Below are 24,006 nucleotides of genomic sequence, written 5' to 3'. Positions count from 1 at the left end.
CCCCACGCTCACCGGCACCGTCACGGCGCCGGACCAGCCGGCGCCCGTTCCAGCCCACCCGCACTTCGTACGCTCGGGAGGCCCGCCATGGGCGATCGGACCTGGCCCAACCTGCTCAACTCGCTGCTGCGCGGCGAGGAACTGTCCACCGCCGACACTGCCTGGGCGATGGACGAGATCATGACCGGCTCGGCGACCTCGGCCCAGATCGCCGGCTTCGCCGTGGCGCTGCGGGCCAAGGGCGAGACCCCGGCCGAGCTGGGCGGCCTGGTGCAGGCGATGCTGGGCCGCTCCGTCCCGGTGGTGCTCTCCGACGACCTGCGCGACACCGCGCTCGACGTGGTCGGCACCGGCGGTGACCTCGCCCACACGGTGAACATCTCCACGATGACCGCGCTGGTGGTCGCCGGCGCGGGCGTCCGCGTCGTCAAGCACGGCAACCGGGCCGCCTCCTCGCTGTGCGGCACCGCCGACCTGCTGGAATTCCTCGGCATCCCGCTGGACCTCGGCCCGGAGCAGGTGGCCCGCTGTGTCGAGGAGGCCGGCATCGGGTTCTGCTTCGCGGCCCGGTTCCACCCCGGGATGCGGCACGCCGGTCCGGTCCGCCGAGAGGTGGGCGTGCCCACCTTCTTCAACTTCCTCGGCCCACTGACCAACCCGGCCCGCCCCCGCGCCGGAGCGGTCGGCTGCTTCGACTCCCGGATGGCCCCGGTGATGGCCGGCGTCTTCGCCGCCCGCGGTGACTCGGCGATCGTGATGCGCGGCGAGGACGGTTTGGACGAGTTCACCACCGCCGCGCCGACCCGGGTCTGGGTGGCCCAGGGCGGCACCGTACGCGAAGCCGTGCTGGACGCCACGGACCTGGGGGTACCCCGGGCCACCCTCGGTGACCTGCGCGGCGGTGACGCCGCGTACAACGCCGACGTGGCCCGTCGTCTCCTCGCCGGCGAGACCGGCCCGGTCCGGGACGCCGTACTGGTCAACGCGGCAGCGGCGCTGGCGACCCAGGGCCCGTTGGACGGTGACCTGACCGAGGCACTCCGCGCCGGCCTGGACCGCGCCGCCGAGTCGATCGACTCGGGCGCTGCCGCCGCGACCCTCGATCGCTGGGTCAAGGCCGCCACCGCCGCCTGACCAGCCACGACGGCGCCGGCGTCACGGCGGTCTCCCCCGGCGTCACGGCGGTCTCCCCCGGCGTCACGGCGGTCTCCCCCGGCGTCACGGCGGTCTCCCCCGGCGTCACGGCGGGCCTCCCCCGGCGTCACGGCGATTGATCGACTCGGGTTCCTTGAAACTGCGGTGTCCTCGCGCTGAGACACCGCGTCATCAAGGAACCCGAGTGGATCATCCGTCCTGTGCTGCGGTGCGATCGTTCAGCAGCCGACGCAGGACCTCCGGACGGAGATTTGTCGGACCCGCGTCGAAAACTACAGGCGAGTAGTTCTCCGCTCCTGTCCGTGCGTCGCTGTCGCATCCGGGGGCGGTTCGCCTGGAGTGAGAGGAGACGCCGGTGTCGCACCGCGAGCTCTACTGCGACGTCTGCGAGGGTGTGGCACCGTTCGAGGCTCCGCCCTGCGTCGACGGCCACGGCATCGACTGTCCCGAGCTGGTCTGCACCGACTGTGGTGCCGCCGTGATGATCGCCACCTTCATCGCCCCGGTCCCCCGGTTGGCCGAAGGCCGACGTCACCGACCCACCCGCCGCGCCGCCTGACCTCGTCACCGACCCACCCGCCGCGCCGCCTGACCTCGTCACCGACCCACCCGCCGCGCCGCCTGACCTCGTCACCGACCCACCCGCCGCGCCGCCTGACCTCATCACCGACCCACCCGCCGCGCCGCCTGACCTCATCACCGACCCACCCGCCGCGCCGCCTGACCTCATCACCGACCCACCCGCCGCGCCGCCTGACCTCATTACCGACCCACCCGCCGCGCCGCCTGACCTCGTCACCGACCCACCCGCCGCGCCGCCTGACCTCATCACCGACCCACCCGCCGCGCCGCCTGACCTCATCACCGACCCACCCGCCGCGCCGCCTGACCTCATCACCGACCCACCCGCCGCGCCGCCTGACCTCAACCGGCCGACTCCCGCCGTGGCCCTCGATTTGATCAACACCAGGTCACCGATCTGGCGGCATCCCGCCGCGCGGTGACCGCCACCTCGCCGATGTGGAGTCGATCATCCGGCGCGACGGCACGTCAGCACACCCAGACGGCCGTGACCGCCTCGCCAGGGCCGGTCCGGGGCTGACCTGGGAGCCAGGCCGTGGACCAGCCGCGACGCGAGCACGACGAAGGCCCGCTCCCCACCTGGGGAACGGGCCTTCGCGGTGGACCGGGTCCGGTCAGTGCTCGGCGGTGCGCCGGGTGCCGCTGTAGTACTCGAACAGCAACCCGCAGGCGGCGAAGACGACCGCCACCAGGCCGGCACCGATCAGCCAGTACTGCCAGAACACCATGCCGAGCGCGGCGATCGCGGCGGCCAGCGCCAGGCCGAACGGCCAGTAGCTACCGGGGCTGAAGAAGCCGACCTCGCCGGCGCCGTCTGCAATTTCGGCGTCCGGGCGGTCCTCCGGGCGCAGGTCGATCCGGCGGGAGACGAACCAGAAGAAGCCACCGCACATCGAGCAGAGCAGGAACGACAGGAGCAGGGCGACGGTTCCGACCCACTCGACGCCGCCCGCCTCACCGTGGGTCCAGGCGCCGTAGAGGATGGTGGCACCGAAGAGGAACACGGCGATGATCAGGAAGATACGCCACTCGGTCTTCATGCCGCTGCCTCAGCTTCCCGTACGGGCCGGAACGTCGTCCGGGTTGAAGTTGTCCTGCGTCCGCCGGGTGTCGAACGGGCGCGTGGTCTCCGCGTACGGCTCCTCACCGATCTCGGCCAGCGCCTCCTGGGTGGACTTGCCGCCCTGCTTGGCCGCCAGGAACCGGTCGTACTTCTCCGGCGAGACCACCCGCAGCTCGAAGTTCATGAACGCGTGGTAGCTGCCGCACAGCTCGGCGCAGCGGCCGACGTAGGCGCCCTCGGCGTCCAGGCTGGAGACCTCGAACACGTTGCGGATCTTGCCCGGCATGACGTCCCGCTTGAACAGCAGCTCCGGCACCCAGAACGAGTGGATGACGTCGCGGCTGGTCTCCTCGAACCGGATCGACCGGTTGGTCGGAAGCACCAGCACCGGGATGACCTCGCTGGTGCCCAGGGTCGACGCCGTGGTGTTGGCGTCCGGGCCCTGGCCGTCGCGGTAGTTGAACTGCCAGTTCCACTTGAAGGCGACGACCTCGACCGTGACGTCCGGGTTCTTCGACAGCTTGTCGACGTCGGTCTGCACGATCGCCGTGTAGTAGAAGAGCACGGAGACGATCAGGATCGGCGCGATGGTGTAGAGGAACTCCATCGGCAGGTTGTAGCGGGTCTGCACCGGCAGCGCGTTGCCACGCTTGCGGTAGCGCACGACACACCAGAAGATCAGGCCCCACACGAAGACGCCGACGGCGAGCGCGGCGATGCAGGAGGCGATCCACAGGTCGTACATCCGCTTGGACTCCGGCGTGATGCCGCCCTGCGGCCAGCCGAAGCCGTGGAACGTCTGCCCCACGTCACAGCCCGTGAGCAGAACCAGCAGCGCCACGCCACCGAGACCGAGCCCGGCCAACCGACCAGCACCACGCCCCCGGCGTCCACCAACCCCCGGGGAAGCACTGTGCCGTACGGCCGACGGCCGTACCTCCGAACTCCTTGCGACCACCTGGTCCTGCCTCCCTAGCGCGCCGCGGTGCGTCTTTCCTCAGCACCGACGGCAAAGGCGTCACCGACGGTCGCAGATTACTCGACCATGACGGACTCGACCGTGGTGGGGTCACTGTCCGCCCCCATCGGGGGGATCCCGGGCATACCGCCGCGATAGCGTAGTGATCTGTGAGCGCATCCCCGGTCTACCTGGACGCGGCGACGGCGGCGCCGATGCATCCGGTCGCGCGGCAGGCGTTGCTGGCCGCTCTCGACGACGGTTGGGCGGACCCGGGCAAGCTGTACACGCAGGCCCGTCGGGCCCGGCAACTCCTCGACGCCGCCCGCGAGGCCACCGCGCTGACGCTCGGTGTCCGCGCCGACGAGGTGTCCTTCACCTCCAGTGGTACGACCGCGGCGCACGGCGCGGTGCTCGGGAGCCTGGCCGGGCGGCGTCGGGTCGGGTCGACCCTGGTGCACTCGGCGATCGAGCACTCGGCGGTGCTGCACGCGGCGGAGCGGCAGGTGGCAGCGGGTGGTACGGCGGTGAGTGTGCCGGTCGACCGGTCGGGTCGGCTGGATCTGGCCGCATGGTCGACTGCCGTACGCCAACCCGGAGTGGCGTTGGCGTCTCTGATCACGGCCAGTCACGAGGTGGGGACCGTGCAACCGGTCGCCGAGGCGGCGGCTGTCTGTGCGGAGGTGGGGGTGCCGCTGTACGTGGACGCCGCGCAGTCGGTCGCCCGGGTGCCGCTTCCGGCCGGTTGGTCGGTGCTCAGCGCGAGCGCCCACAAGTGGGGCGGCCCACCGGGCGTGGGGGTGCTGGCGGTCCGTAAGGGCGCCCGCTGGGAGTCGCCCTGGCCGGCCGATGAGCGGGAGAGCGGGCGTACCCCCGGGGTGGTGAACCTCCCGGCGGTGGTGGCGGCGGCGGCGAGCCTGCGGGCGGCGGCGGCCGACGCGGCGGCCGAGGCGGCCCGGCTGGCTCCGCTGGTGGACCGGATCCGGGCGCGGGTCGCGGCGGAGGTGCCGGACGTGGAGGTGGTCGGCGATCCGGTGCTCCGGCTGCCGCATCTGGTCACCTTCTCGTGCCTGTACGTCGACGGTGAGACGTTGCTGCACGCGCTGGACCGGCGAGGTTTCGCTGTTTCGTCTGGTTCGTCCTGCACCTCGTCCACGCTGCGCCCCTCGCACGTGCTGGAGGCGATGGGGGTGCTCTCGCACGGGAACGTGCGGGTCAGCCTGCACCGGGAGACGACCGAGGCGGACGTCGAGCGGTTCCTCGGTGAGTTGCCGACGATCGTGGCCGAGTTGCGTGCCGACGCCGGGGTGGTGGGGTTGTGACGATGCCGGACCAGGTCATCGACTGCCGGGGGCAGCGTTGCCCGCTGCCCGTGATCGCGGCCGCCCGGCGGTTGCCGCAGGTGCCGGTGGGAACCGTGATCCGGGTGCTCGCCGACGACCCGGCGGCGGCCGTCGACATCCCCGCCTGGTGCCGGATGCGCGGCCACGAGTTCCTGGGCGCGGTCACCGGCCCCGAAGGCCCCGCCTACGACGTCCGCCGCTCCCACTGAGGCCACGCGTCCGGCCAGACGCGTCGGCGGCTACGGCAGGAGGTGGGCGCGGACCTCGTCGGCGGCGGTGTCGCCGTACGACTCGGCGAGCCGCTTGACGAACAGGTCGGGGCGGACGTCGTACTCCTGCGTTCCGACGGTCTCCAGGACCAGCGTGGCGAGCAGCGAGCCGACCTGAGCCGCCCGCTCCAGGCCGACGCCCCAGGAGAGCGCGGTGAAGAAGCCGGCCCGGAAGGCGTCGCCGACACCCGTCGGGTCGACCGCCCGGATCTCCCGCGCGATCGGTACGTGGATCGGGTCGATGCCCCGGCCGACGATCTCCACACCGTGCTTGCCCAGCGTGGTGACCCGCACCTTGACCAGGTCCAGCAACTGGTCGTCGGTCAGCTGCGCCTTGCTCTGCAGCAGTGACTTCTCGTAGTCGTTGGTCATCAGGTACTCGGCGCCCTCGATCAGCGCCACCACGTCCTCGCCACCCATCCGGGCGAGCTGCTGCGACGGGTCGGCGGCGAACGCGTACCCGCGGGTGCGGCACTCGGCCGAGTGGCGCAGCATCGCCTCGGGGTCGTTGGCGCTGACCAGCACCAGGTCCAGGCCGCCGAGGCGGTCGGCGACCGGCGCCAACTCGATGTTGCGGGCCTCGCTCATCGCGCCGGCGTAGAACGACGCGATCTGGCACATGTCCGTGTCGGTGGTGCAGACGAACCGGGCGGTGTGCGCGACCTCGCTGATGTGCACCGAGTCGCAGTCCACGCCGTGGCGCTCCAGCCAGGAGCGGTAGTCGGCGAAGTCGGCACCCACCGCGCCGAGCAGCACCGGGCGCAACCCCAGCTGGCCCATGCCGAAGCAGATGTTCGCCGCCACGCCACCGCGGCGGAGCACCAGGTCGTCCACCAGGAAGGAGAGGGACACCTTGTGCAGCTGATCGGCGATGAGTTGGTCGGCGAAGCGACCGGGGAAGCTCATCAGGTGATCGGTGGCGATCGAGCCGGTGACGGCGATCTTCATGTCAACCCTCGGGGTCGGGAGCAGGGCGCGGTCAGCCTACCGGCCCGGCAACCCGACGGTGACCAGTCGGTCGGACAACGGCCACCATGTCGTCACGAGCGGATCGGAACCGCCACGACGACGGGGCCGTCCCGAAGGACGGCCCCGTCGTCGTGGTGCGTGGTGCGTGACTCAGTTGAACGAGTCACCGCAGGCGCACGAGTTGCCCGCGTTGGGGTTGTCGATGGTGAAGCCCTGGGCGTCGATCCGGTCGGCGAAGTCGATCGTCGCGCCGGCGAGGTAGGGGGCGCTCATCCGGTCGACGACGACCTCGACACCGCCGAAGTCGGTGACGACATCACCGTCGAGCGAACGCTCGTCGAAGAAGAGCTGGTACCGCAGGCCGGAGCAGCCGCCCGGCTGCACGGCTACGCGGAGCCGCAGGTCGTCGCGGCCCTCCTGCTCGATCAGGGCCTTGACCTTCTGCGCCGCGACGTCGGTGAGGACGACGGAAGTAGGGGCCTGGGCCTCGGTCGACTCGGTCTGCGCTGGCGTGGTCACGTGGAAGTCTCCCTGCGCGGTTTGGGTCCGGACGCACTGGCCAACGCCGCACGCCGTCCAGTGATTCCCGGTTGTGGTCCTCAACCGATCGTACGCCGCCTCGGCCGGACGCACCCGGGTGGCGTGACGCCCGCCGCAGGTCGGCCCGGTCGGGCGCGCTGTCGGAACCCGCTCAGCGGCTCCACTGCCGGGCCAGCCGGGCGCCCAACTCGCGTAAACCCTCGGCGGGTCGGCTCAGCGCGGCGTCGAGCCCGCCGCCGGACTCGCCACCGAAGTGCTCGACCAGGCTGTACGCGTCGGTGACTCCCGCCGAGGCGGCCTCCCGCCGACCGGTGCTCACCTGCCCGGCCACCACCACACACGGGACGCCCCGGTCCCGGGCCGCCCCGGCCACCCCGGCGACCACCTTGCCGCGCAACGACTGGTGGTCGAACGACCCCTCACCGGTGATCACCAGGTCGGCGGTGTCCAGCGCGGCGTCCAGCCGGGTGGCCCGGGTGACCAGGCCGATGCCCGACTCGCAGCCACCCCCCAGGGCGAGCAGCGCCGCACCGATGCCGCCGGCGGCGCCGCCCCCGGGCAGCGTGCCGAGCCCCGCCGGGCAGCCGATCAGGTCCCGCTGCAGAACCTCCGCGAAACGCTCCAACGCGGCGTCGAGCAGCAGCACGTCGGCACGGTCGGCGCCCTTCTGCGGGCCGAACACGTTGCTCGCGCCGTGCAGGCCGAGCAGGGGGTTGTCCACGTCGGTGGCCGCGACGAGGCGGACACCCCGCAGCCGGGGCACACCGTCCACGGCGTCGACTGCGGCGAGCGCCGCCCCGCCGTACGGGAGCGCGGCACCACCGGCGTCGAGTGGTGTGACGCCGAGCGCGGCGAGCATGCCGGCCCCGGCGTCGTTGGTGCCGGAGCCACCCAGCCCGATCACCACCGTCCGGGCGCCGCTCTCCACCGCCGCGGTCACCAACAGCCCCAGCCCGTACGAGGTGGTGGTCTTCGGGTCGCGTTCGGTCGCGGAGAGCAGGTGCAGGCCGCACGCCTGGGCGCTCTCCAGGTATGCGGTGCCGTCGGTGGTGAGCAGGATCTCACCGGTCACCGGCCGCCCCAGCGGGTCGACCGTCGACACCGGCATGCGCCGGCCACCGAGTGCTTCGGCGAGCACCTGCACGAAGCCCGGCCCGCCGTCGGCGAGCGGCCGGATCAGCAGATCGTCGCCCTGGGCGACGGACCGCCAGCCGTCGGCCACCGCGGCGGCCACCTCCGGTGCGGGCAGGGTGCCGGCGAACTTGTCCGGGCAGAGCAGCACGCGCATGCCGAGCAGTGTGGCAGCCCACACCGAGGGAAGCTGCGGCGCGCTCGCGCTGTGGGACCATGGCTAGGTGACTTCGACCTGGGTGGAACCCTCCAACACGGCGACGGCTCTGCTGCTGCTCGGCCGGGGCAGCGACCCCGACACCGAGCGTGGCGTGGAGTGTCCGGGCGACCTGCCGGCGCCCAGCGACCCGGATCTGGTGGCTCGTGCCACGGCCGCGAAGGCGAAGCTGGGCAGCAAGGTCTTCGTGCTGGGGCACCACTACCAGCGCGACGAGGTGATCCAGTTCGCCGACGTGACCGGCGACTCGTTCAAGCTGGCCCGGGAGGCCGCCGCCCGCCCGGACGCGGAGTACATCGTCTTCTGTGGCGTGCACTTCATGGCCGAGAGCGCCGACATCCTCACCACCGACGCGCAGCGGGTGATCCTGCCCGATCTGGCCGCCGGCTGTTCGATGGCGGACATGGCCGTCCTCGGGCAGGTCGAGGCCGCCTGGGACACGCTCACCCAGTTGGGCATCGCCGCCGAGACCGTGCCGGTGACGTACATGAACTCGTCGGCCGACATCAAGGGCTTCGTCGGCCGCAACGGCGGCGTGGTGTGCACCTCCTCCAACGCCAAGCGCGCCCTGGACTGGGCGTTCGAGCAGGGGCAGAAGGTGCTCTTCCTGCCCGACCAGCACCTGGGCCGCAATACGGCGGTGCTGGAGATGGGCCTGTCGCTCGACGACTGCGTGCTCTACGACCCGCACAAGCCGAACGGCGGGCTCACCCCGGAGCAGTTGCGTGACGCCAAGATGATCCTCTGGCGGGGGCACTGCTCGGTGCACGGTCGGTTCACGCTGGACAGCGTCAACGACGTCCGCGAGCGGGTGCCCGGGGTCAACGTCCTGGTCCACCCGGAGTGCCGGCACGAGGTCGTCACCGCCTCCGACCACGTGGGCTCGACGGAATACATCATCAAGACCATCGAGGCGGCTCCGGCCGGTTCGGCGTGGGCGCTCGGCACCGAGCTGAACCTGGTCCGCCGGCTCGCGCTGGCCCACCCGGACAAGCAGATCATGTTCCTGGACAAGGCCGTCTGCTACTGCTCGACGATGAACCGGATCGATCTGCCGCACCTGGTCTGGGCCCTTGAGGAGCTGGTCGCGGGCCGGGTCGTCAACCAGATCACGGTGGACGCCGACACCGCGCACCACGCTCGGGTCGCGCTGGACCAGATGCTCGCCCTGCCCGGTGCGGACACCCCACCGCCGACTGCGCCCTGATCACATTCAGTAACGCCCTTGGTACGCAAAAGTGCCGGATCACCGATTAATGCCACACACGCCGATGTGACCGAGTCCTTTCTCGTCACCGAGGGCTATGCTGCCGGAGCGACGACACAAGCGGGCCGTTTCGACATGGCCGCATCCGGGGTAGCGACGACGTTCAGGCGCCCCACCATCAACACGGCAGCACCGACGCGCTGGAGGTTGCGTTGACCGACGACGTCCTGGTTGTGCACGGAGGCACTCCGCTCGAAGGGCGGATCCGCGTGCGCGGCGCGAAGAACCTGGTTTCGAAGGCGATGGTCGCCGCGCTCCTGGGTGACAGCCCGAGCCGACTGTTCGACGTGCCGAAGATCCGTGACGTCGAGGTGGTCCGGGGTCTGCTCGGTCTGCACGGCGTCAAGGTCACCGACGGCACCGAGGACGGCGAGCTCGTCTTCGACCCGGCGAACGTGGAGAGCGCCAGCACCGACCAGATCAATGTGCACGCCGGGTCCAGCCGTATCCCGATCCTGTTCTGCGGCCCCCTGCTGCACCGGCTCGGGCACGCGTTCATCCCGGACCTGGGCGGCTGCCACATCGGCCCGCGCCCGATCGACTTCCACCTGCAGGCGCTGCGTGAGTTCGGCGCCACCGTCGACAAGCGGCCCGAGGGTCTGCACCTGTCCGCCCCGAACGGGCTGCACGGCACCAAGTTCGCCCTGCCGTACCCGAGCGTCGGCGCGACCGAGCAGGTGCTGCTGACCGCGGTGATGGCCGAGGGTGTCACCGAGCTGCGCAACGCCGCGGTGGAGCCGGAGATCATCGACCTGATCTGCATCCTGCAGAAGATGGGCGCGATCATCAAGGTCCACACCGACCGGGTGATCGAGATCCAGGGCGTGCCGAAGCTGCACGGCTACACCCACCGGCCCATCCCGGACCGGATCGAGGCGGCGAGCTGGGCGGCCGCCGCCCTGGCCACCCGTGGTCACGTCGAGGTGCTCGGCGCACAGCAGGCCGACATGATGACCTTCCTGAACATCTTCCGGTCGGTCGGCGGCGAGTACGAGGTCACCGACGCCCGTGCGCCGAAGCTGGGCGACCCGGGCCAGGAGGGCGGCATCCGCTTCTGGCACCCGGGCGGCGAGCTGAACGCGGTGGCGCTGGAGACCGACGTGCACCCCGGCTTCATGACCGACTGGCAACAGCCGCTGGTCGTGGCGCTCACCCAGGCCCGCGGCCTGTCGATCGTCCACGAGACGGTCTACGAGCAGCGGCTCGGCTACACCGAGGCGCTCAACTCGATGGGCGCCAACATCCAGGTCTACCGGGACTGCCTCGGCGGCACCCCGTGCCGCTTCGGCCGGCGTAACTTCAAGCACTCCGCGGTGATCGCCGGGCCGAGCAAGCTGCACGCCGCCGACCTGGTCATCCCGGACCTGCGCGCCGGTTTCAGCCACCTGATCGCGGCGCTCGCGGCCGAGGGCACCTCCCGGGTGTACGGCGTCGACCTGATCAACCGGGGCTACGAGGACTTCGAGGCGAAGCTCGCCGACCTGGGCGCGCACGCCGAGCGTCCGTAAGGCCCGACACACTCTTCACGCCCGGTGCACCGCGATGTGCACCGGGCGTGGGACGTTGGCTACCCTTGCCGCGTGCCGTCGCTCTTTCGCCGTAAGTCCACCGACCTCGTCGACGAGGCCGTCTCCTCGGTGCCCACCCCCGAGGAGACCGCCGAGCGTCCCCGGGGCTACACCCCGGCCAAGGGTCGGGAGACTCCCAAGCGGCCGACCGTCGGTCGCCGGCCGGCCGGCCCCACCCGCCCCCTCACGAAGGAGGAGGAGCGGGAGCGCCGCCGCCAACTGCGCGCCGAGGCCGCATCGGAGTTCCGCCGCGAGGGTGGCCCCCGCGACCGCGGCCCGGAGCGACTGCTGGCCCGTAACGTGGTCGACTCCCGGCGTACCGTCGGCACCTGGTTCTTCGGCGGCGCCTTGATCGTGCTGATCGGGTCGAACGCGGCCATGCCGGCACCGGTTCGGTTGATCTCCAACCTGCTCTGGGGCGCGTTGGCGCTCGGTGTGGTCGTCGACTCGGTGCTGATCTGCCGCAAGATCGGCAAGCTGGTCCGGGAACGGTTCCCGAAGACCGACCAGCGGATGGGGTCGCTCTACCTGTACGCGGTCATGCGGTCGATCACGTTCCGCCGGATGCGTGCCCCGGCCCCCCGGGTCAAGCTCGGCGAGAAGGTCTGACACCGACTCCCCACCCACTGCAAGAGCTACGAAACTGCCGCCTCGGTCGCTTCCGAGGCGGCAGTTTCGTAGTTCGGCGTGGGCCGCACCGCTGCGATCGCTCCCACCGGGGCGCGGCGGCCGTTCGCGGTAACGCGCGGCGTACCGCCGGAGCCGGACGGCCTTCAGGTGGGGTATGGTCGAGGACCAGATTCGGTTATAGGGTCAAATGTCCGAAACCAATGGGATAACGTTTGCGCCCATGGGCGGCACCACAGTGGCGGTGAGCGAGCCCACGCCGTTACCCTCCATCCGCAGCCACGGGCAGCCGGAACGGGCGACCTGACCGGCACGCGAAGCTCCAGCGCGACAATTTGCAACGAGGTGACAACGCCGTGAGCGAGCGGACGCGAGCCGGCCACCGGGGCGTGGCAGGCGGCGACCGGACGCCCGGGGGTCACCCGTTCGCGGCTGGGCACAACTCACCTCCGTCGAATATCGGCCGAGTGGCCGGGTGCGGCGACGGGCTCGACGGATGAACGGCCGTTACGACGACCGGTGGCCGGACCCCAACGAACCGTCCTGGGTGGTCGAACCGACAACCGAGTGGCATCCCCAGTTCCCCGGCCAGCGCTACCCCGGCGACATCGGCGCGCTCCACCAGCCGCCGCCGCGCGGCCGTGCCACGGTGACCGGCCGGGCCGAGGTCCCGCCGCTGGCACCGACCCGTCCCGACGGCACCTACCTCGGCCGGTCCTGGGCCGACGAGCCGCCGGCGGACCCGACACCACACGGCCGGTCCTGGGTGGACGACGGCCCGGGCGAGACACCCACCTACGGTCGACCCCGGGGCGACGTCGACGGATCCGCCTACGGGCGTTCCGACAGCGCCGAGTCCCGCACCTACGACCACGAGCCGTACCGCCGGCCACTACCGGAACCGCCCCGACGCGACGAACGCCGATCGCCCGAGACGGACCGGCGTACCGCCTGGTCCGAGCGGCGTCCCGCGGACGAGCGGGGACCGGCGCGGGAAGCCGCCTGGCACCGGGACCAGCCCGCCTCCGAGCGGTACGACAGCCGACGCCCGCGGCAGGAGCCCACCGAACGGGACCGGGGATACCGCGGCACACCGCCGGTGTCCCCGGCGCCCCGGCCCGACGTCGGCTGGATGCCCGAACCGGACGACGCACCGCGTCGTCGAGGCGCACCGGACCGCACGGCCGCCGGTTACGAGCGGCACCCCGCAGACGGGTACGCCGACCGACCCGCCCGGGAGAGCCACAGCCGCGCCACTGACGACCGGCACACCGACGGCGCCGACCCGTGGGCGTCCGGGGACGGCCGCACGCGGTACCGCGCCGACGGGTACCCGGACCGCACCGCCGACGACGTCCGTCGCCCGGAGCGCCGCTACCGCGCGGACGAGGGGTACGAGGCGGCACCGGCACCCAACGGTGGACGACGGCGTCGGCCCGAGCCGGACATGCCCGAACCACCCCACCGCGACGACGAGTGGCGACGTCCCGACACCGACCCGCACCGGCAGCAGCCCCGCGAGGCGGCCGCCCGCGCCGAGGCGTACCCGGAGCGGCGTTCCCGCGAGGAGGCCCGCCCGGACGCCTACCGCGAGAACGGCCGCCGTGAGGACGGGCACCGCGAGAACGGATACCGGGAGCCTCGGCCCAGCCAGCGACCCGACGGCACCCTGCCCTGGCCACCACCGGGCCCGCTGCGTCCGGACCGCACCCGCGAGCAGAGCCACCGCACCGAGCCGTACCGCCCCGCTGACCCGTACCGACCCACCGACCCACAGCGCATGCCGGACCCGTACCGCGCGGAGCCGGGCCGATCCGCGCCGTCGGAGCGGCCGCCGGCCCGCCCGGACGAGCGACCGGCGACGGGCCCCTCCCGGTACGAGGAGCGGCCCGTGCGGCCCGCGGCGACGGCTCCACCCGCACCGCCGTCGTCGGGCCGTGCCACACCCGTCGCGCCGGTCACCCCGGATCGGCCGGTGTCGCCCGCGCCGGTGTCCCCCGCCTCGCCCGTCTCCCCGGCGGCGCCCGTCTCCCCCGCCGCGCCCGTCTCCCCCGCCGCGTCCGTGTCCCCCGCCGCGCCCGGCCGGGACCGCCCGGTGTCGGCCGCCCCCGTCTCCCCGGCCAGTGGTGTGCCCGTCTCGGGCCCACCCGCCGCACGGCTACGACTGGAGTACCTGCCGGCGCCGGTGGACCCGCCACACGTCGCCGACCGGTCGGAGGTCACGCCGACACCCGAGCGCCGGGCGGCGGCCGAACCACCGACTTCCTACGCGCAGCCCGCGCCCCCGCCGCGTTACCCCGGTCCGGACGTCGACGACCGCCCAGTGGACCAGCGCCCCTACTCCCCCGACCGGCCGCACACGCCGGAACGGCCCGACGCACGGCAGTGGCCGGTCTCGCCGGAGCGTCCCGGTCCCCCGCAGGCGCCGACCTCGACGGAACGGCCGGTCGCGTCGGAACGACCGATCCCGGTGGCGGACAGCCGCCCGCCGGTCGCACCGCCGCCCGCCTGGCAGGTCCAGAGCCCACCGGCCGACCGAGCCGCGCCGAACCCGGGCATCCCGACCCCGGCGGCCCAGGATCCCCGTGTGGAGGACGTCGAACCGGCGCTCCCACCGGCCCCCGGCACGCCGCGCCGTTACGTACCCCCGCCGCCCTCGGACGGGCCGGTGACACCCCTTCGGGAGCCGGACGGTGTTCCCGGGACCCGCGGGCCGGCCGCCTGGTTCAGCCCCGCTCAGCAGGTCGAGCCCGAACCGACCGAGCCGGCATCCGACGACACGTCGACCACCGACGACATGCCGACCTCCGACGACCTCGACGTCGCCGCCGCATCCGGCACGACCGGGCACATCCCGTCGACACCGACAACCCACGACCACGACCGGCCAGCCGACGAGCCCACCGGCGGGTCGACCTCGACCGACGCCCCCGAGCCGGTCTCCGAGCCGCCCGCCGACGGGGCGCCCACCTGGGCGGACGACCTGGCCGACGATCCACCACCGCCCGCCGAGCCGGCCGCGGCAGACGGCGACAACCGGCCCGTCTCCGGCGTACCCGCCACTGCGACGCCGTACCACCAGCCCGAACCGGTCACCGCTCACCCCGTCGAGCGCGTCACCCAGGTCGAGCGGGAGCCGGTGGACGAGGCCGCCCCGCGCGACCACCGGTGGGACGGTGTGGACGGTCCGAGCACCAGTGGACCGGCGGACGTGTCTCGGGCCGACGACTGGCCGACCGACGCCGCGCCGTCGGCGCATCCCGAGACGGCGGACGACGAGGCGTTCGAACCCGTGTCGGCCCCTCCCGCGTCTCCGGTCTCCGTGCCGCCCGCGCCACCGCAGACGACCGCCCCGACACCCGTGTCGGCCGTGCCCGTCTCCGCACCGCCGGCGTCACCCGCGCCCCCGCACCCGGCCGCCGCAGCACCGGTCTCCGCACCACCCGCGTCTCCGGTCTCCGCGGAGCCCGTGTCCGCGCCGCCGGCTCCCGCAGCACCCGTGTCCGCGCCCACGGAGCCGGCCTTCCTGTCACCCGTGTCGGCACCGCCGGCCTTCTCCGCGCCCACCTCGGCGGCACCGGTCTCCGCACCGCCGGTATCCGCACCGCCCGCGTCGGTGATGCCGACCTCCGCACCACCCCTCCCGACCTCCGCACCACCCGCGTCGGTGATGCCGACGTCCGCGCCACCCCTCCCGACCTCCGCACCGCCCGCCTCGGTCACGCCGACCTCCGCACCACCCCTCCCGACCTCCGCACCACCCGCCTCGGCCGTCCCTGGGCCCAGGAGCGGCGGGGACGCCATGCCGGTGTCCGCACCACCCGCCGAGGCCGCGCCGGTCGCCGCCCGCCCGTCGCTGGCCGACCCGGGTGACCCGGAGCAGGTCCTCGCGGCGTACCGCTGGGGGCTGGACCCGGTCACGTTGCGCGAGGAGTTGACGGAACCGGACGATCTGCGGGCCATCCGGCGACGTCTGACCGAGAAGTTGGGTTCGGCCGTCGACAACCGGGCCCGCGCCCGGCTGCTCAGCCTCCGGGCGGTGACGTCACGGATCCTCGGTGACCTGGACGACGCGTTGGCCGACGGTCGACTCGCCCTCACCTACGCCGAGGCGACGGGTGAGCTGCGCCGGACCGCGTTGGCCCAGGCCAGGTTGGCCCACGTCCTGCGGTGGCGTGGCGACTTCGCCGAGGCCGACCAACTCTTCGCCCAGGCCAACTCGGTCGAGCTACCCGACCGGCTGCGGGCCGCGCTGCACGAGCACGCCGGACGGTCGTGTTACGACCAGGGGCGGCTCATGGAGGCCTGCGAGCACTTCGAGGACGCGCTCGACCTGCGCGGGGCCGGTGACGCCGAACTGTTGGGCCGGATCCGGGTGGCCCTCGACGCGGTCGCCGTCCGGGCCTCGGCGGACGGCTTCGGGCCGTACCCCCGGGGTCGTGACGAGGTGCTCGACCGTGACCGACCCCCGGTGCCGGAACGCGACGGGCAGCTGTGGGGTTACACCGGCCCGGACGGCGACCTGGTCATCCCCGCCCGGTACGCCGAGGCGCAACCGTTCCACGACGGGCTGGCCTGGGTCCGCCGACCGGACACCGACCGGTGGTCGCTGATCAACCTGCTCGGCACGACGGTGATCCCGCCGTCCTTCCGGGCGGCGCACCCGTTCAGCGACGGGCTGGCCTGGGTGGTCGGTGACGGCGGTTGGACGGCGATCGACGCGACCGGCACGGTGCAGGTCCCGCCCAACTTCGCCGAGGTACGGCCGTTCCGCCGCGGGCTGGCCCCGGTCCGCCGCGAGGGGTGGGGCGCGGTCGACCGGACCGGCCGGATGGTCGTGCCCACCCGCTACCACGGGTTCGTCACCGAGTTGGCCGACGGCCGGCAGGTCGACGGGTTCACCGAGGAAGGGCTCGCGGTCGTCGACGTGGCCGGACGGCGCGGCGTGGTGGACCGCACCGGTACGGTGCTGGTCCCCCCGGCGCATCCGGTGCTGGTCATCCACCCGGTGGCGTTCCTGGTGGCCACCGACACCGGGCGGTGGGGTGCGCTGGACCGGCGCGGCGCGGCACTGATCGACCCGGTGCACCGCGACCGCGCGGAGGTGCTGGCGGAGATCGACCGGCTACTCACCGACGCCAATCCCGTGCTGTGAGTGGCCGGTCGACGTTAGTGATCTAGCGGAGTTAGGGTCGGTACATGGAATTCCGACACCTGGGCCGTTCCGGCCTGCTGGTCAGCGAAATCTCGTACGGCAACTGGATCACGCACGGTTCCCAGGTCGAGGAGGACGCGGCCTTCGCCTGCGTCCGCGCCGCCCTCGACGCGGGAATCACCACCTTCGACACCGCCGACGTGTACGCGGGCACCCGGGCCGAGGACGTGCTCGGCCGGGCGTTGCAGAACGAGCGCCGCGAGGGGCTGGAGATCTTCACCAAGGTCTACTGGCCGACCGGGCCGGGCCGCAACGACCGTGGCCTCTCCCGCAAGCACATCATGGAGTCGATCAACGGCTCGCTGCGCCGGCTGCGCACCGACTACGTGGACCTCTACCAGGCCCACCGGTACGACTACAGCACCCCGCTGGAAGAGACGATGGAGGCGTTCGCCGACGTCGTGCACTCCGGCAAGGCGCACTACATCGGAGTCTCCGAGTGGACCGCCGAGCAGCTGCGTGCCGCCCACCCGCTCGCCCGGGAGCTGCACATCCCGCTGGTCTCCAACCAACCCCAGTACTCGATGCTGTGGCGGGTCATCGAGACCGAGGTCGTGCCGGCCAGCGAGGAGCTGGGCATCGGGCAGATCGTCTGGTCGCCGATGGCGCAGGGTGTGCTCTCCGGCAAGTACCTGCCGGGTCAGCCGCCGCCGGCCGGCTCCCGCGCCACCGACGAGAAGTCCGGTGCGGGTTTCATCTCCCGGTTCATGAACGACGAGGTGCTCACCCGGGTGCAGCGGCTCAAGCCCCTCGCGGAGCAGGCCGGGCTCAGCATGGCCCAGCTCGCGGTGGCGTGGGTCCTGCAGAACCCGAACGTCTCGTCGGCGATCATCGGCGCGTCCCGCCCCGAGCAGGTGCACGACAACGTGAAGGCGGCCGGGGTGAAGCTCGACGCCGAGCTGCTCAAGGCGATCGACGAGATCGTCGAGCCGGTCACCGAGCGGGACCCGGCGAAGACCGAGTCCCCCGCGCAGCGTCCCTGACGCCGATCCGGCCCGGTCGGCGCGGCACAGTCGCGCCGACCGGGTCGGAACAGCTCAGCCCCGACCCGGCCAGGGTCCGCTCAGCTTCCACCCGGTCAGGGTCGGCTCAGCTCTGCCAGAAGCGGATCAGGTCGAGGCCGGTGGCGTAGAGCCACGACGGCAGACCGAGCAGGTCACCGACCGCGAAGACCGCGTCGAAGAACCAGCCGCCGATACGCGGGTTCCACAGCAGCGCGAAGAGCAGGATGAAGCCGTACGGGGCGAACAGGTCGTACATCTTGCGCCACTGCGGGTTGAGCCACGGCTGGATCATGTTGCCGCCGTCCAGGCCGGGCACCGGCAACAGGTTGAGCACGCTGGCGGTGAGCTGGAGGAAGGCGAGCAGCGCCACCCCGGCCCAGAACTCCACCGGGCCACCCGACTGGGTGCCGAAGCGTACCGCCGCCACCAGCACCAGCGTGAACACGACGTTGGTGGCCGGGCCGGCGAGGCTGACCAGGGTGTGCCGTAGGCGGCCCGGGATGGCGTGCCGGTCCACCCAGACCGCACCGCCGGGCAGGCCGATGCCACCGAGCAGCACCACCACCACCGGCAGCACGATCGACAGCAGCGGGTGGGTGTACTTCAACGGGTTGAGCGTCAGGTAGCCCCGGTGGGCGATGTCCCGGTCGCCGGCCCGGTAGGCCACCACCGCGTGGGCGTACTCGTGCAGGCACAGCGACACCAGCCAGCCGGACACCACGAAGAGGAACACGTTGAACCGGACGTTGCCGTAACCGTTCCAGGCCAGCACCCCGCTGACCGCGAAGAGGGCGACCAGGCCGAGGAAGACCGGGCTGGGCCGCAACGCCGCCCTGGGCACACCGAGGACCAGCCCGTCGGCGCCCGGCCGGTCGTAGGCCATCACTCGGCCGTGGGCAGCAGGCTCATCCGGTACTCCACCCGGTCGTCCTCGACGAGCGCGACCGAGGTGACGCCGGACGTCGCGAGCTCCCGCCAGGTCTGACCGATCCAGGATTCGGCGTCGGCCTGGCTGCCGAACGACTCCGCCGGTCCCTCGACCGTCTGGCCGTCCGTGCCCTCGTACCGCCAGCTCCACGCCATGCCGCGTCTCCCCTCGCCGCTGAAGTCCCCGTGGGACGAACCCTCGCCAGCGTAGTCGGCCCGGCGCGCAACGGCCCCTCGCTGCCCCCGGCAGGACCCCGCAGGCGGATCAATTCGATCGAGGCCGACCGGTACGGTGGCCCGGTGTTGACTCGGGGAGTGCTGCTCGGCGACCGGTACCGGCTGGGCGAGCGGGTGGCGACGGGCGGGATGGGCGCGGTCTGGCGCGGCACGGACGTGCTGCTGGAACGCGAGGTGGCGGTGAAGGTGCTGCTCCCGTCGCTGGTCGCCGATCAGGAGTTCACCGCCCGCTTCCGGGCCGAGGCACGGATGCTGGCCGCGCTGCGGCATCCCGGCGTGGTCCCGGTGCACGACGTGGGGCAGGCCGCGCTCGCCGACGGCAGCCGGGTCGACTACCTGGTGATGGAGTACGTCGAGGGCGAGCCGCTGTCGGCCCGGGTGCGCGCGGCGGGGCGGCTGGACGCGGCCACCACGATGTCGGTTCTTTCCCAAGCCGCGGACGCGCTGCACACCGCGCACCTCGCCGGCATCGTGCACCGGGACGTGAAGCCGGGCAACCTGTTGGTCAAGGCCGACGGCACCGTGGTGCTGGTCGACTTCGGCATCGCCCGGTCCCGGGACATGGCCGGGCTGACCGCCGCGAACATGGTGCTCGGCACCGCCTCGTACATGTCCCCCGAACAGGCCACCGGGCAGCCGGTCTCGGCCGCCACCGACGTCTACGCGCTCGGCGCGGTGGCGTACTTCTGCCTGGCCGGGCAGCCGCCCTTCCACGGTGACAACCCCCTCGCGGTGGCGCTGCGGCAGGCCCAGGAGACGCCTCCACCGCTGCCGCCGGACACCCCACCGGCGGTCGCCGCGGTGGTGGCTCGCGCGCTGGGCAAGCGCCCCGAGGAGCGGTTCGGCAGCGCCGCCGAGCTGGCGGCGGCCGCCGCCGACGCGCGTGACTCGACGCTGGCGAGCATCCCGGTCTCGGCTCGCCCACCGTGGGCGGTCGCCGCACCGCTCGCCCCGGGCGTCCCGGCCGCCGCGCCGCCTGCCGTCCCGGCCTCCACGCCGCCGTCCGCCCCGGCCCCCGCCACTCCCGGCGACCTGGTTCCCGCGCCGCCGGCCGGCCTGGCTTCCGCGCCGCCGGCCGGCCCGGCTTCCGCCCCGTCGGTTGCGGCGACGCCGCCCGCCGGGTCGGTGTCGGCAGGGCCTGCCGCTCCACGCACAGCGGCGAACGTCGCGGTCGAGGCGACGACCGAGCCGAAGCCGACCCGGGCGGACGCGGTCGGGATCGGGCCGGTGGGCCGACGCCGTCCGCTGCTGGTCGGGGCCGGGGCGGTCGTCCTCGTCGCGCTTGTCGTCGCGGTGGCCGTGGTGGCGCTCCGGCCCGAGGCGAAGCCGGGTTCCGCGGACCAGCCACCCGCGCTGGCCGGCGAGTCGGCGGCGGTCACCGACGCACCGCTGTCGCCCGGGGACGCGAGCGCCACCGGGCCTCGACCCAGCGGTACGCCGGACGCCACCCGCACCGCGACGGCCGACCCGAGCGGATCTCCGACCGACGCGACGACCAGCGCCGGGCCGGACCGGACCATCGGCGCGCCGGGCAGCACGCCGACGGGTACGACCAGCAGCCGACCGACTCCCGGCCGCACCCCGTCGAGCCGACCCAACCCGTACACGGCGGCACAGGCGTGCGGCAGCGGCTACCAGGTGATCGACTCGGCGACGCTGACCGGCACCGACGGGCAGCGCAAGGGTCGGGTCTTCCTGCTGTACTACTCGGGCACCGGCACGAACTGCGTGGTCACCCTCAAGGACACGGCGGTCGGCACGAAGTCGGCGGTCTCCGCGTACCTGGAGGTGCAGGGGCGGGCCCGGAGCACCGACAGCGGGTCGTTCGACTACTACGCCGGGCCGGTGAAGGCCGGCGCCGCCGGGACGTGCGTGAAGTGGGGCGGTGCCACCGGCGGGGTCAGCTATGGCAGCGGCTTCGAACACTGCGACTGATCATCGCCGGCCGCGCCGGTGGTTCCCGTCGACGCGCCACCTCGCGGGAGTCGGCAGGGTAGATCTTGGACACTTTCCGTTACGCACAGTTACGCGAGCACGGTAAGTGTCCACGATTGCCCAGCGGCGGCGGGTGCACCGGCCCCCGGGGGCGCGCCGCATCCGGGGCAGGAACCTGGACGCTTTCCCGCAATGGTCGCGGAACGGGCTGTTGATCTTCGCTAGGGTCGGGGCGACGTGCCCAGCCCCGAAGGATGAGAACTAAGGTACGGGCATGTCCGTAGAGGGGTGGAACACCGTCCTGGTGCTCGGCGGTATCCGGTCTGGCAAGTCCGAGTTCGCCGAGTCCCTGGTCACCGACGCGCCGGTGGTCCGCTATGTCGCCACCGCGCCCGAGGGCGACCCGGAGGACACCGAGTGGGCGACGCGGTTGGCGACGCACCGCGCCCGCCGCCCGGGCAGTTGGACCACCGAGGAGACCTCCGCTGATCCACGCCGGTTGGCCGACGTGCTCGCGTCCGCGGAGCCCAACGAGACGCTGCTCGTCGACGACCTGGGCGGTTGGGTGACGGTGCTGCTCGACCCGGACCACCAGCCCGCCGACGACGTGGCGACGATCGCCGAGCTGGCCGACGCGCTGCGCACCTGCTCGGCGCGGGTGGTGCTGGTGAGCCCCGAGGTCGGGCTGTCGCTGGTGCCGACCACCCCGCTCGGCCGGGCGTTCACCGACGCGTTGGGCGCGGCCAACCGCGCGGTCGCCGACGCCTGCGACGCGGTGGTGCTCGTCGTCGCCGGCCAGCCCGTCTGGCTGAAGCCGGTCGCCGCCCCGGAGGCCCCCGCTGCCGCCACCCCGATCGCCACGGCGGCCTCAGCTCCCGCCGGCACCGCGGCACCGGTCGTGCCGACACTGGCCGACGCCGACGACATCCCCGAGGTGCAGCTGCCCGACGTGTTGACCCACACGCCGCCCGCCGCACCCGCCCAGGAGCCCGGCAACCCCTGGGCCGCGCCCACCATGGCGCTACCGATGGTGGCCACCGGGCTGATCATCCAGCCGGGCATGGAGCTGCCGATGCCCGACGAGTACGCGGGCCCGCAGGCGGTTGACCGGCTGGCCACGCTCGACGTTCCGGGCGCCGGGCTGGGTGTGCTGGACCGGGTGGTCGGGTTCGCCGCCGCCACCCAGGGCACCTCGACCCCGCAGGCGTGGGGCTCGGTGCGGGTGTTGCTGCTGCACGGCGACCACGCCGGCGGCGGCTCGGCCGGTGCCGTCGCCGGTGAGTCGGCGCGCCGGGCCGCGCAGGCCCGCGCCGGCCAGGGCGCGTTGGCGCGATTGGCCGCCGAGAACGGCGCCAGCCTCCAGGTGGTGGACGTACCCGCCTCCGCAGCGATGGAGGACGAGCCGGCGTTGACGCTCGACCAGGTCGAGTCCGCACTGCGCTACGGCTGGCGGTTGGCCGAACAGGCGGCCGACGCCGGCGTACGACTGCTGGTTCTGGGTGCCTGCGGAGCCGGCACCGAGGCGGCGGCCGCGGCGGTGCTCGCGGCCACCGCCGGTGCGGAGCCGCCCACCGTGCTGGGCCGGGTGATCACCGACTCCGGTGAGATCGACGACGCGGCGTGGATGGTCCGCTGCGCGGCGGTACGCGACGCCCTGCACCGCACCCGCCGCTCGTCGCGCGGGGCGAAGGACATCCTGGCCGAGCTGGGCGGCGGCGACGTGGCGGTGGCCACCGGCGTGCTGCTCGGCGCCACCGCCCGCCGGGTGCCGGTGCTGCTCGACGGGCCGGTCGGCGTCGCCGCCGGCATGGTCAGCCGCGACCTGGCCGGGCAGGCACGGCACTGGTGCCTGCTCGCCGACCACGGGGGGCACCCGGCGGTGCGACTCGCCGCCGACGTGCTGGGTCTCACCCCGCTGCTCGACCTGCGGCTGGATCTCGGCGAGGGCGCCAACGCGCTGGTCGCGCTCCCGCTGCTGCGTTCGGTGCTGGCGTTGTCCGCCGCGCTGCCGGTGCACCCGTCACTCGGCGGCGGCGAGCCGACCCCGAACGTCGACGAGCCGAGCCACCTCGACGCGAGCGACACCGACCCGGACGGCACCGAGCCCGACTTCGCCGAGCCGGAACCGGCCGGGCCGGGTCCGGCCAGCGCCGGGGCGGACGACCAGCCGGCGTCGGGCTGGCGTGCCGGCTGAGTCGCGGCTCCTCGCCGGGGCCCGGCTGGCGATCACCACGTTCACCACGCTGCCGGTACGGGCCGGACGGATCGACCGCCCGGTCGCCGGCACCGCGATGGCCCTCGCACCGGCTGTCGGCGCGCTGCTCGGCGCGCTGCTGGCCGGAGTGCTGCTGCTGAGCGGCGCGTTCGCCCCACCACTGGTGGCCGCCGGTGTGACCGTCGGCGCCTCCGCGCTGCTCACCCGGGGGCTGCACCTGGACGGGCTCGCCGACACCGTGGACGCGCTCGGCTCGTACCGGCGGGGCGCAGCCGCTTTGGAGGTCATGAAGAAGCCGGACGTCGGCCCGTTCGGGGTGGTCGCCCTGGTGGTCGTACTCCTGGTGCAGGCCGCGGCGCTCGCCGACCTGGCCGGGCGGTCCTGGCCGGCGTGTCTCGCGGCGGTGGTGACGGCGACCGCCGCCGGGCGGTTCGGCGTCACAGTGGCCTGCCGTCGGGGCGTGCCGGCGGCCCGACCCGACGGGCTGGGAGCGCTCGTGGCCGGCACCGTCGGCCCGTCGGCCCTGGCCGTCGGCGCGGTCGCCGTCGCGCTGCTGGCGGTGCCCGCGGTGCCGGGCCGCCCGTGGCAGGGGCCGCTGGCCGTCGTCGCGGCGCTCGCCGTCGCGCTACCGCTGCTGACGCACGTGGTACGCCGACTCGGCGGGATCACCGGGGACGTCCTCGGGGCGACCGTCGAGGTGGTCACCACGCTGGTCTACCTGGGTCTGGTGCTGTCCGGCTGAACCGGGCACGACCGGCCGGGTAGCGTTCGGCTCGACAGCACC

Annotated in this window: 19 protein-coding genes; 12 read left to right on the top strand and 7 right to left on the bottom strand. The window is 73.3% G+C overall.

Going from position 1 to position 24,006, the window contains the following annotated elements; all coding sequences use genetic code 11:
* The first annotated feature begins 87 nt into the window (after positions 1-87).
* A complete protein-coding gene (gene trpD, locus O7617_RS20645; protein ID WP_282257486.1) occupies positions 88-1,134 on the top strand; it encodes an anthranilate phosphoribosyltransferase in 1,047 nt (348 codons plus the stop codon).
* A 376-nt stretch (positions 1,135-1,510) separates the two neighbouring features.
* Positions 1,511-1,714 carry a hypothetical protein gene (locus O7617_RS20640; protein ID WP_282257485.1) on the top strand — a complete coding sequence of 68 codons (204 nt, stop codon included), beginning with the start codon at positions 1,511-1,513 and terminating at the stop codon, positions 1,712-1,714.
* Between the two features lie 637 nt (positions 1,715-2,351).
* On the opposite strand, the gene O7617_RS20635 is transcribed toward O7617_RS20640, so the two are convergent.
* Complete coding sequence (locus O7617_RS20635) at positions 2,352-2,777, bottom strand: cytochrome c oxidase subunit 4 (RefSeq protein WP_282257484.1); 426 nt, start codon at positions 2,775-2,777, stop codon at positions 2,352-2,354.
* Between the two features lie 9 nt (positions 2,778-2,786).
* Positions 2,787-3,758 (bottom strand): cytochrome c oxidase subunit II, encoded by a 972-nt coding sequence (coxB, locus tag O7617_RS20630; RefSeq protein WP_282257482.1) that lies wholly within the window; start codon positions 3,756-3,758, stop codon positions 2,787-2,789.
* Positions 3,759-3,928: 170 nt separating this feature from the next.
* On the opposite strand from coxB, the gene O7617_RS20625 reads away from it, so the two are divergent.
* Together O7617_RS20625 and O7617_RS20620 are read left to right on the top strand one after the other, a co-directional pair.
* Positions 3,929-5,080, top strand: a complete 1,152-nt coding sequence (locus O7617_RS20625; RefSeq protein WP_282257481.1) for an aminotransferase class V-fold PLP-dependent enzyme — start codon at positions 3,929-3,931, stop codon at positions 5,078-5,080.
* Positions 5,077-5,310 (top strand): sulfurtransferase TusA family protein, encoded by a 234-nt coding sequence (locus tag O7617_RS20620; protein ID WP_282257480.1) that lies wholly within the window; start codon positions 5,077-5,079, stop codon positions 5,308-5,310. The genes O7617_RS20625 and O7617_RS20620 overlap by 4 nt, the downstream gene beginning before the upstream one ends.
* A 30-nt stretch (positions 5,311-5,340) precedes the next feature.
* Here the strand turns inward: O7617_RS20620 and O7617_RS20615 are convergent, their stop codons facing one another.
* From O7617_RS20615 to O7617_RS20605, 3 genes are all read right to left on the bottom strand, one after another.
* Entirely contained in the window at positions 5,341-6,318 is a 978-nt protein-coding gene (locus O7617_RS20615; protein ID WP_282257479.1) for a carbohydrate kinase family protein, read from the bottom strand.
* A 171-nt stretch (positions 6,319-6,489) separates the two neighbouring features.
* Entirely contained in the window at positions 6,490-6,858 is a 369-nt protein-coding gene (gene erpA / locus O7617_RS20610) for an iron-sulfur cluster insertion protein ErpA (RefSeq protein WP_282257478.1), read from the bottom strand.
* Positions 6,859-7,030: 172 nt separating this feature from the next.
* Entirely contained in the window at positions 7,031-8,167 is a 1,137-nt protein-coding gene (locus O7617_RS20605; protein WP_282264809.1) for a glycerate kinase, read from the bottom strand.
* A gap of 67 nt (positions 8,168-8,234) precedes the next feature.
* Between O7617_RS20605 and nadA the strand changes: the two genes are divergently transcribed.
* The 5 genes from nadA to O7617_RS20580 all read left to right on the top strand — a co-directional run bounded on the left by nadA (position 8,235) and on the right by O7617_RS20580 (position 17,887).
* The gene (nadA, locus tag O7617_RS20600; protein ID WP_282257477.1) at positions 8,235-9,434 is read left to right on the top strand and encodes a quinolinate synthase NadA; all 1,200 of its coding nucleotides are present in this window, start codon (positions 8,235-8,237) and stop codon (positions 9,432-9,434) included.
* Between the two features lie 212 nt (positions 9,435-9,646).
* Positions 9,647-11,002: a UDP-N-acetylglucosamine 1-carboxyvinyltransferase gene (gene murA, locus O7617_RS20595; protein WP_030337972.1), complete on the top strand. Its 1,356-nt coding sequence runs from the start codon at positions 9,647-9,649 to the stop codon at positions 11,000-11,002.
* A 72-nt stretch (positions 11,003-11,074) separates the two neighbouring features.
* Positions 11,075-11,671, top strand: coding sequence for a DUF3043 domain-containing protein (locus tag O7617_RS20590; protein ID WP_282257476.1), 597 nt, complete (start codon positions 11,075-11,077; stop codon positions 11,669-11,671).
* A 514-nt stretch (positions 11,672-12,185) separates the two neighbouring features.
* Positions 12,186-16,844, top strand: coding sequence for a WG repeat-containing protein (locus O7617_RS20585; protein WP_282257475.1), 4,659 nt, complete (start codon positions 12,186-12,188; stop codon positions 16,842-16,844).
* A 44-nt stretch (positions 16,845-16,888) separates the two neighbouring features.
* On the top strand, positions 16,889-17,887 hold the full coding sequence (locus tag O7617_RS20580; protein WP_282257474.1) for an aldo/keto reductase family protein: 999 nt from the start codon (positions 16,889-16,891) through the stop codon (positions 17,885-17,887).
* Between the two features lie 106 nt (positions 17,888-17,993).
* Here O7617_RS20580 and O7617_RS20575 read toward each other — a convergent pair whose 3' ends face one another.
* Together O7617_RS20575 and O7617_RS20570 are read right to left on the bottom strand one after the other, a co-directional pair.
* On the bottom strand, positions 17,994-18,791 hold the full coding sequence (locus O7617_RS20575; protein WP_282257473.1) for a site-2 protease family protein: 798 nt from the start codon (positions 18,789-18,791) through the stop codon (positions 17,994-17,996).
* Positions 18,791-18,991: a hypothetical protein gene (locus O7617_RS20570; RefSeq protein WP_088988327.1), complete on the bottom strand. Its 201-nt coding sequence runs from the start codon at positions 18,989-18,991 to the stop codon at positions 18,791-18,793. Before O7617_RS20570 ends, O7617_RS20575 begins: the two co-directional genes overlap by 1 nt.
* Positions 18,992-19,135: 144 nt before the next feature.
* On the opposite strand from O7617_RS20570, the gene O7617_RS33480 reads away from it, so the two are divergent.
* From O7617_RS33480 to O7617_RS20555, 3 genes are all read left to right on the top strand, one after another.
* Positions 19,136-21,007, top strand: coding sequence for a protein kinase (locus O7617_RS33480; RefSeq protein WP_348774142.1), 1,872 nt, complete (start codon positions 19,136-19,138; stop codon positions 21,005-21,007).
* 274 nt (positions 21,008-21,281) lie between these two features.
* Positions 21,282-23,201, top strand: a complete 1,920-nt coding sequence (locus O7617_RS20560; protein ID WP_282257472.1) for a bifunctional adenosylcobinamide kinase/adenosylcobinamide-phosphate guanylyltransferase — start codon at positions 21,282-21,284, stop codon at positions 23,199-23,201.
* Positions 23,191-23,964: an adenosylcobinamide-GDP ribazoletransferase gene (locus tag O7617_RS20555; RefSeq protein ID WP_282257470.1), complete on the top strand. Its 774-nt coding sequence runs from the start codon at positions 23,191-23,193 to the stop codon at positions 23,962-23,964. The genes O7617_RS20560 and O7617_RS20555 overlap by 11 nt, the downstream gene beginning before the upstream one ends.
* The last annotated feature ends 42 nt before the right edge of the window (positions 23,965-24,006 follow it).

This window comes from Micromonospora sp. WMMD1155 (assembly GCF_029581275.1).
Classification (GTDB): Bacteria; Actinomycetota; Actinomycetes; order Mycobacteriales; family Micromonosporaceae; genus Micromonospora.
Note: the sequence above shows the minus strand (reverse complement) of the source record. Positions and strands in the feature narration are given on the sequence as shown.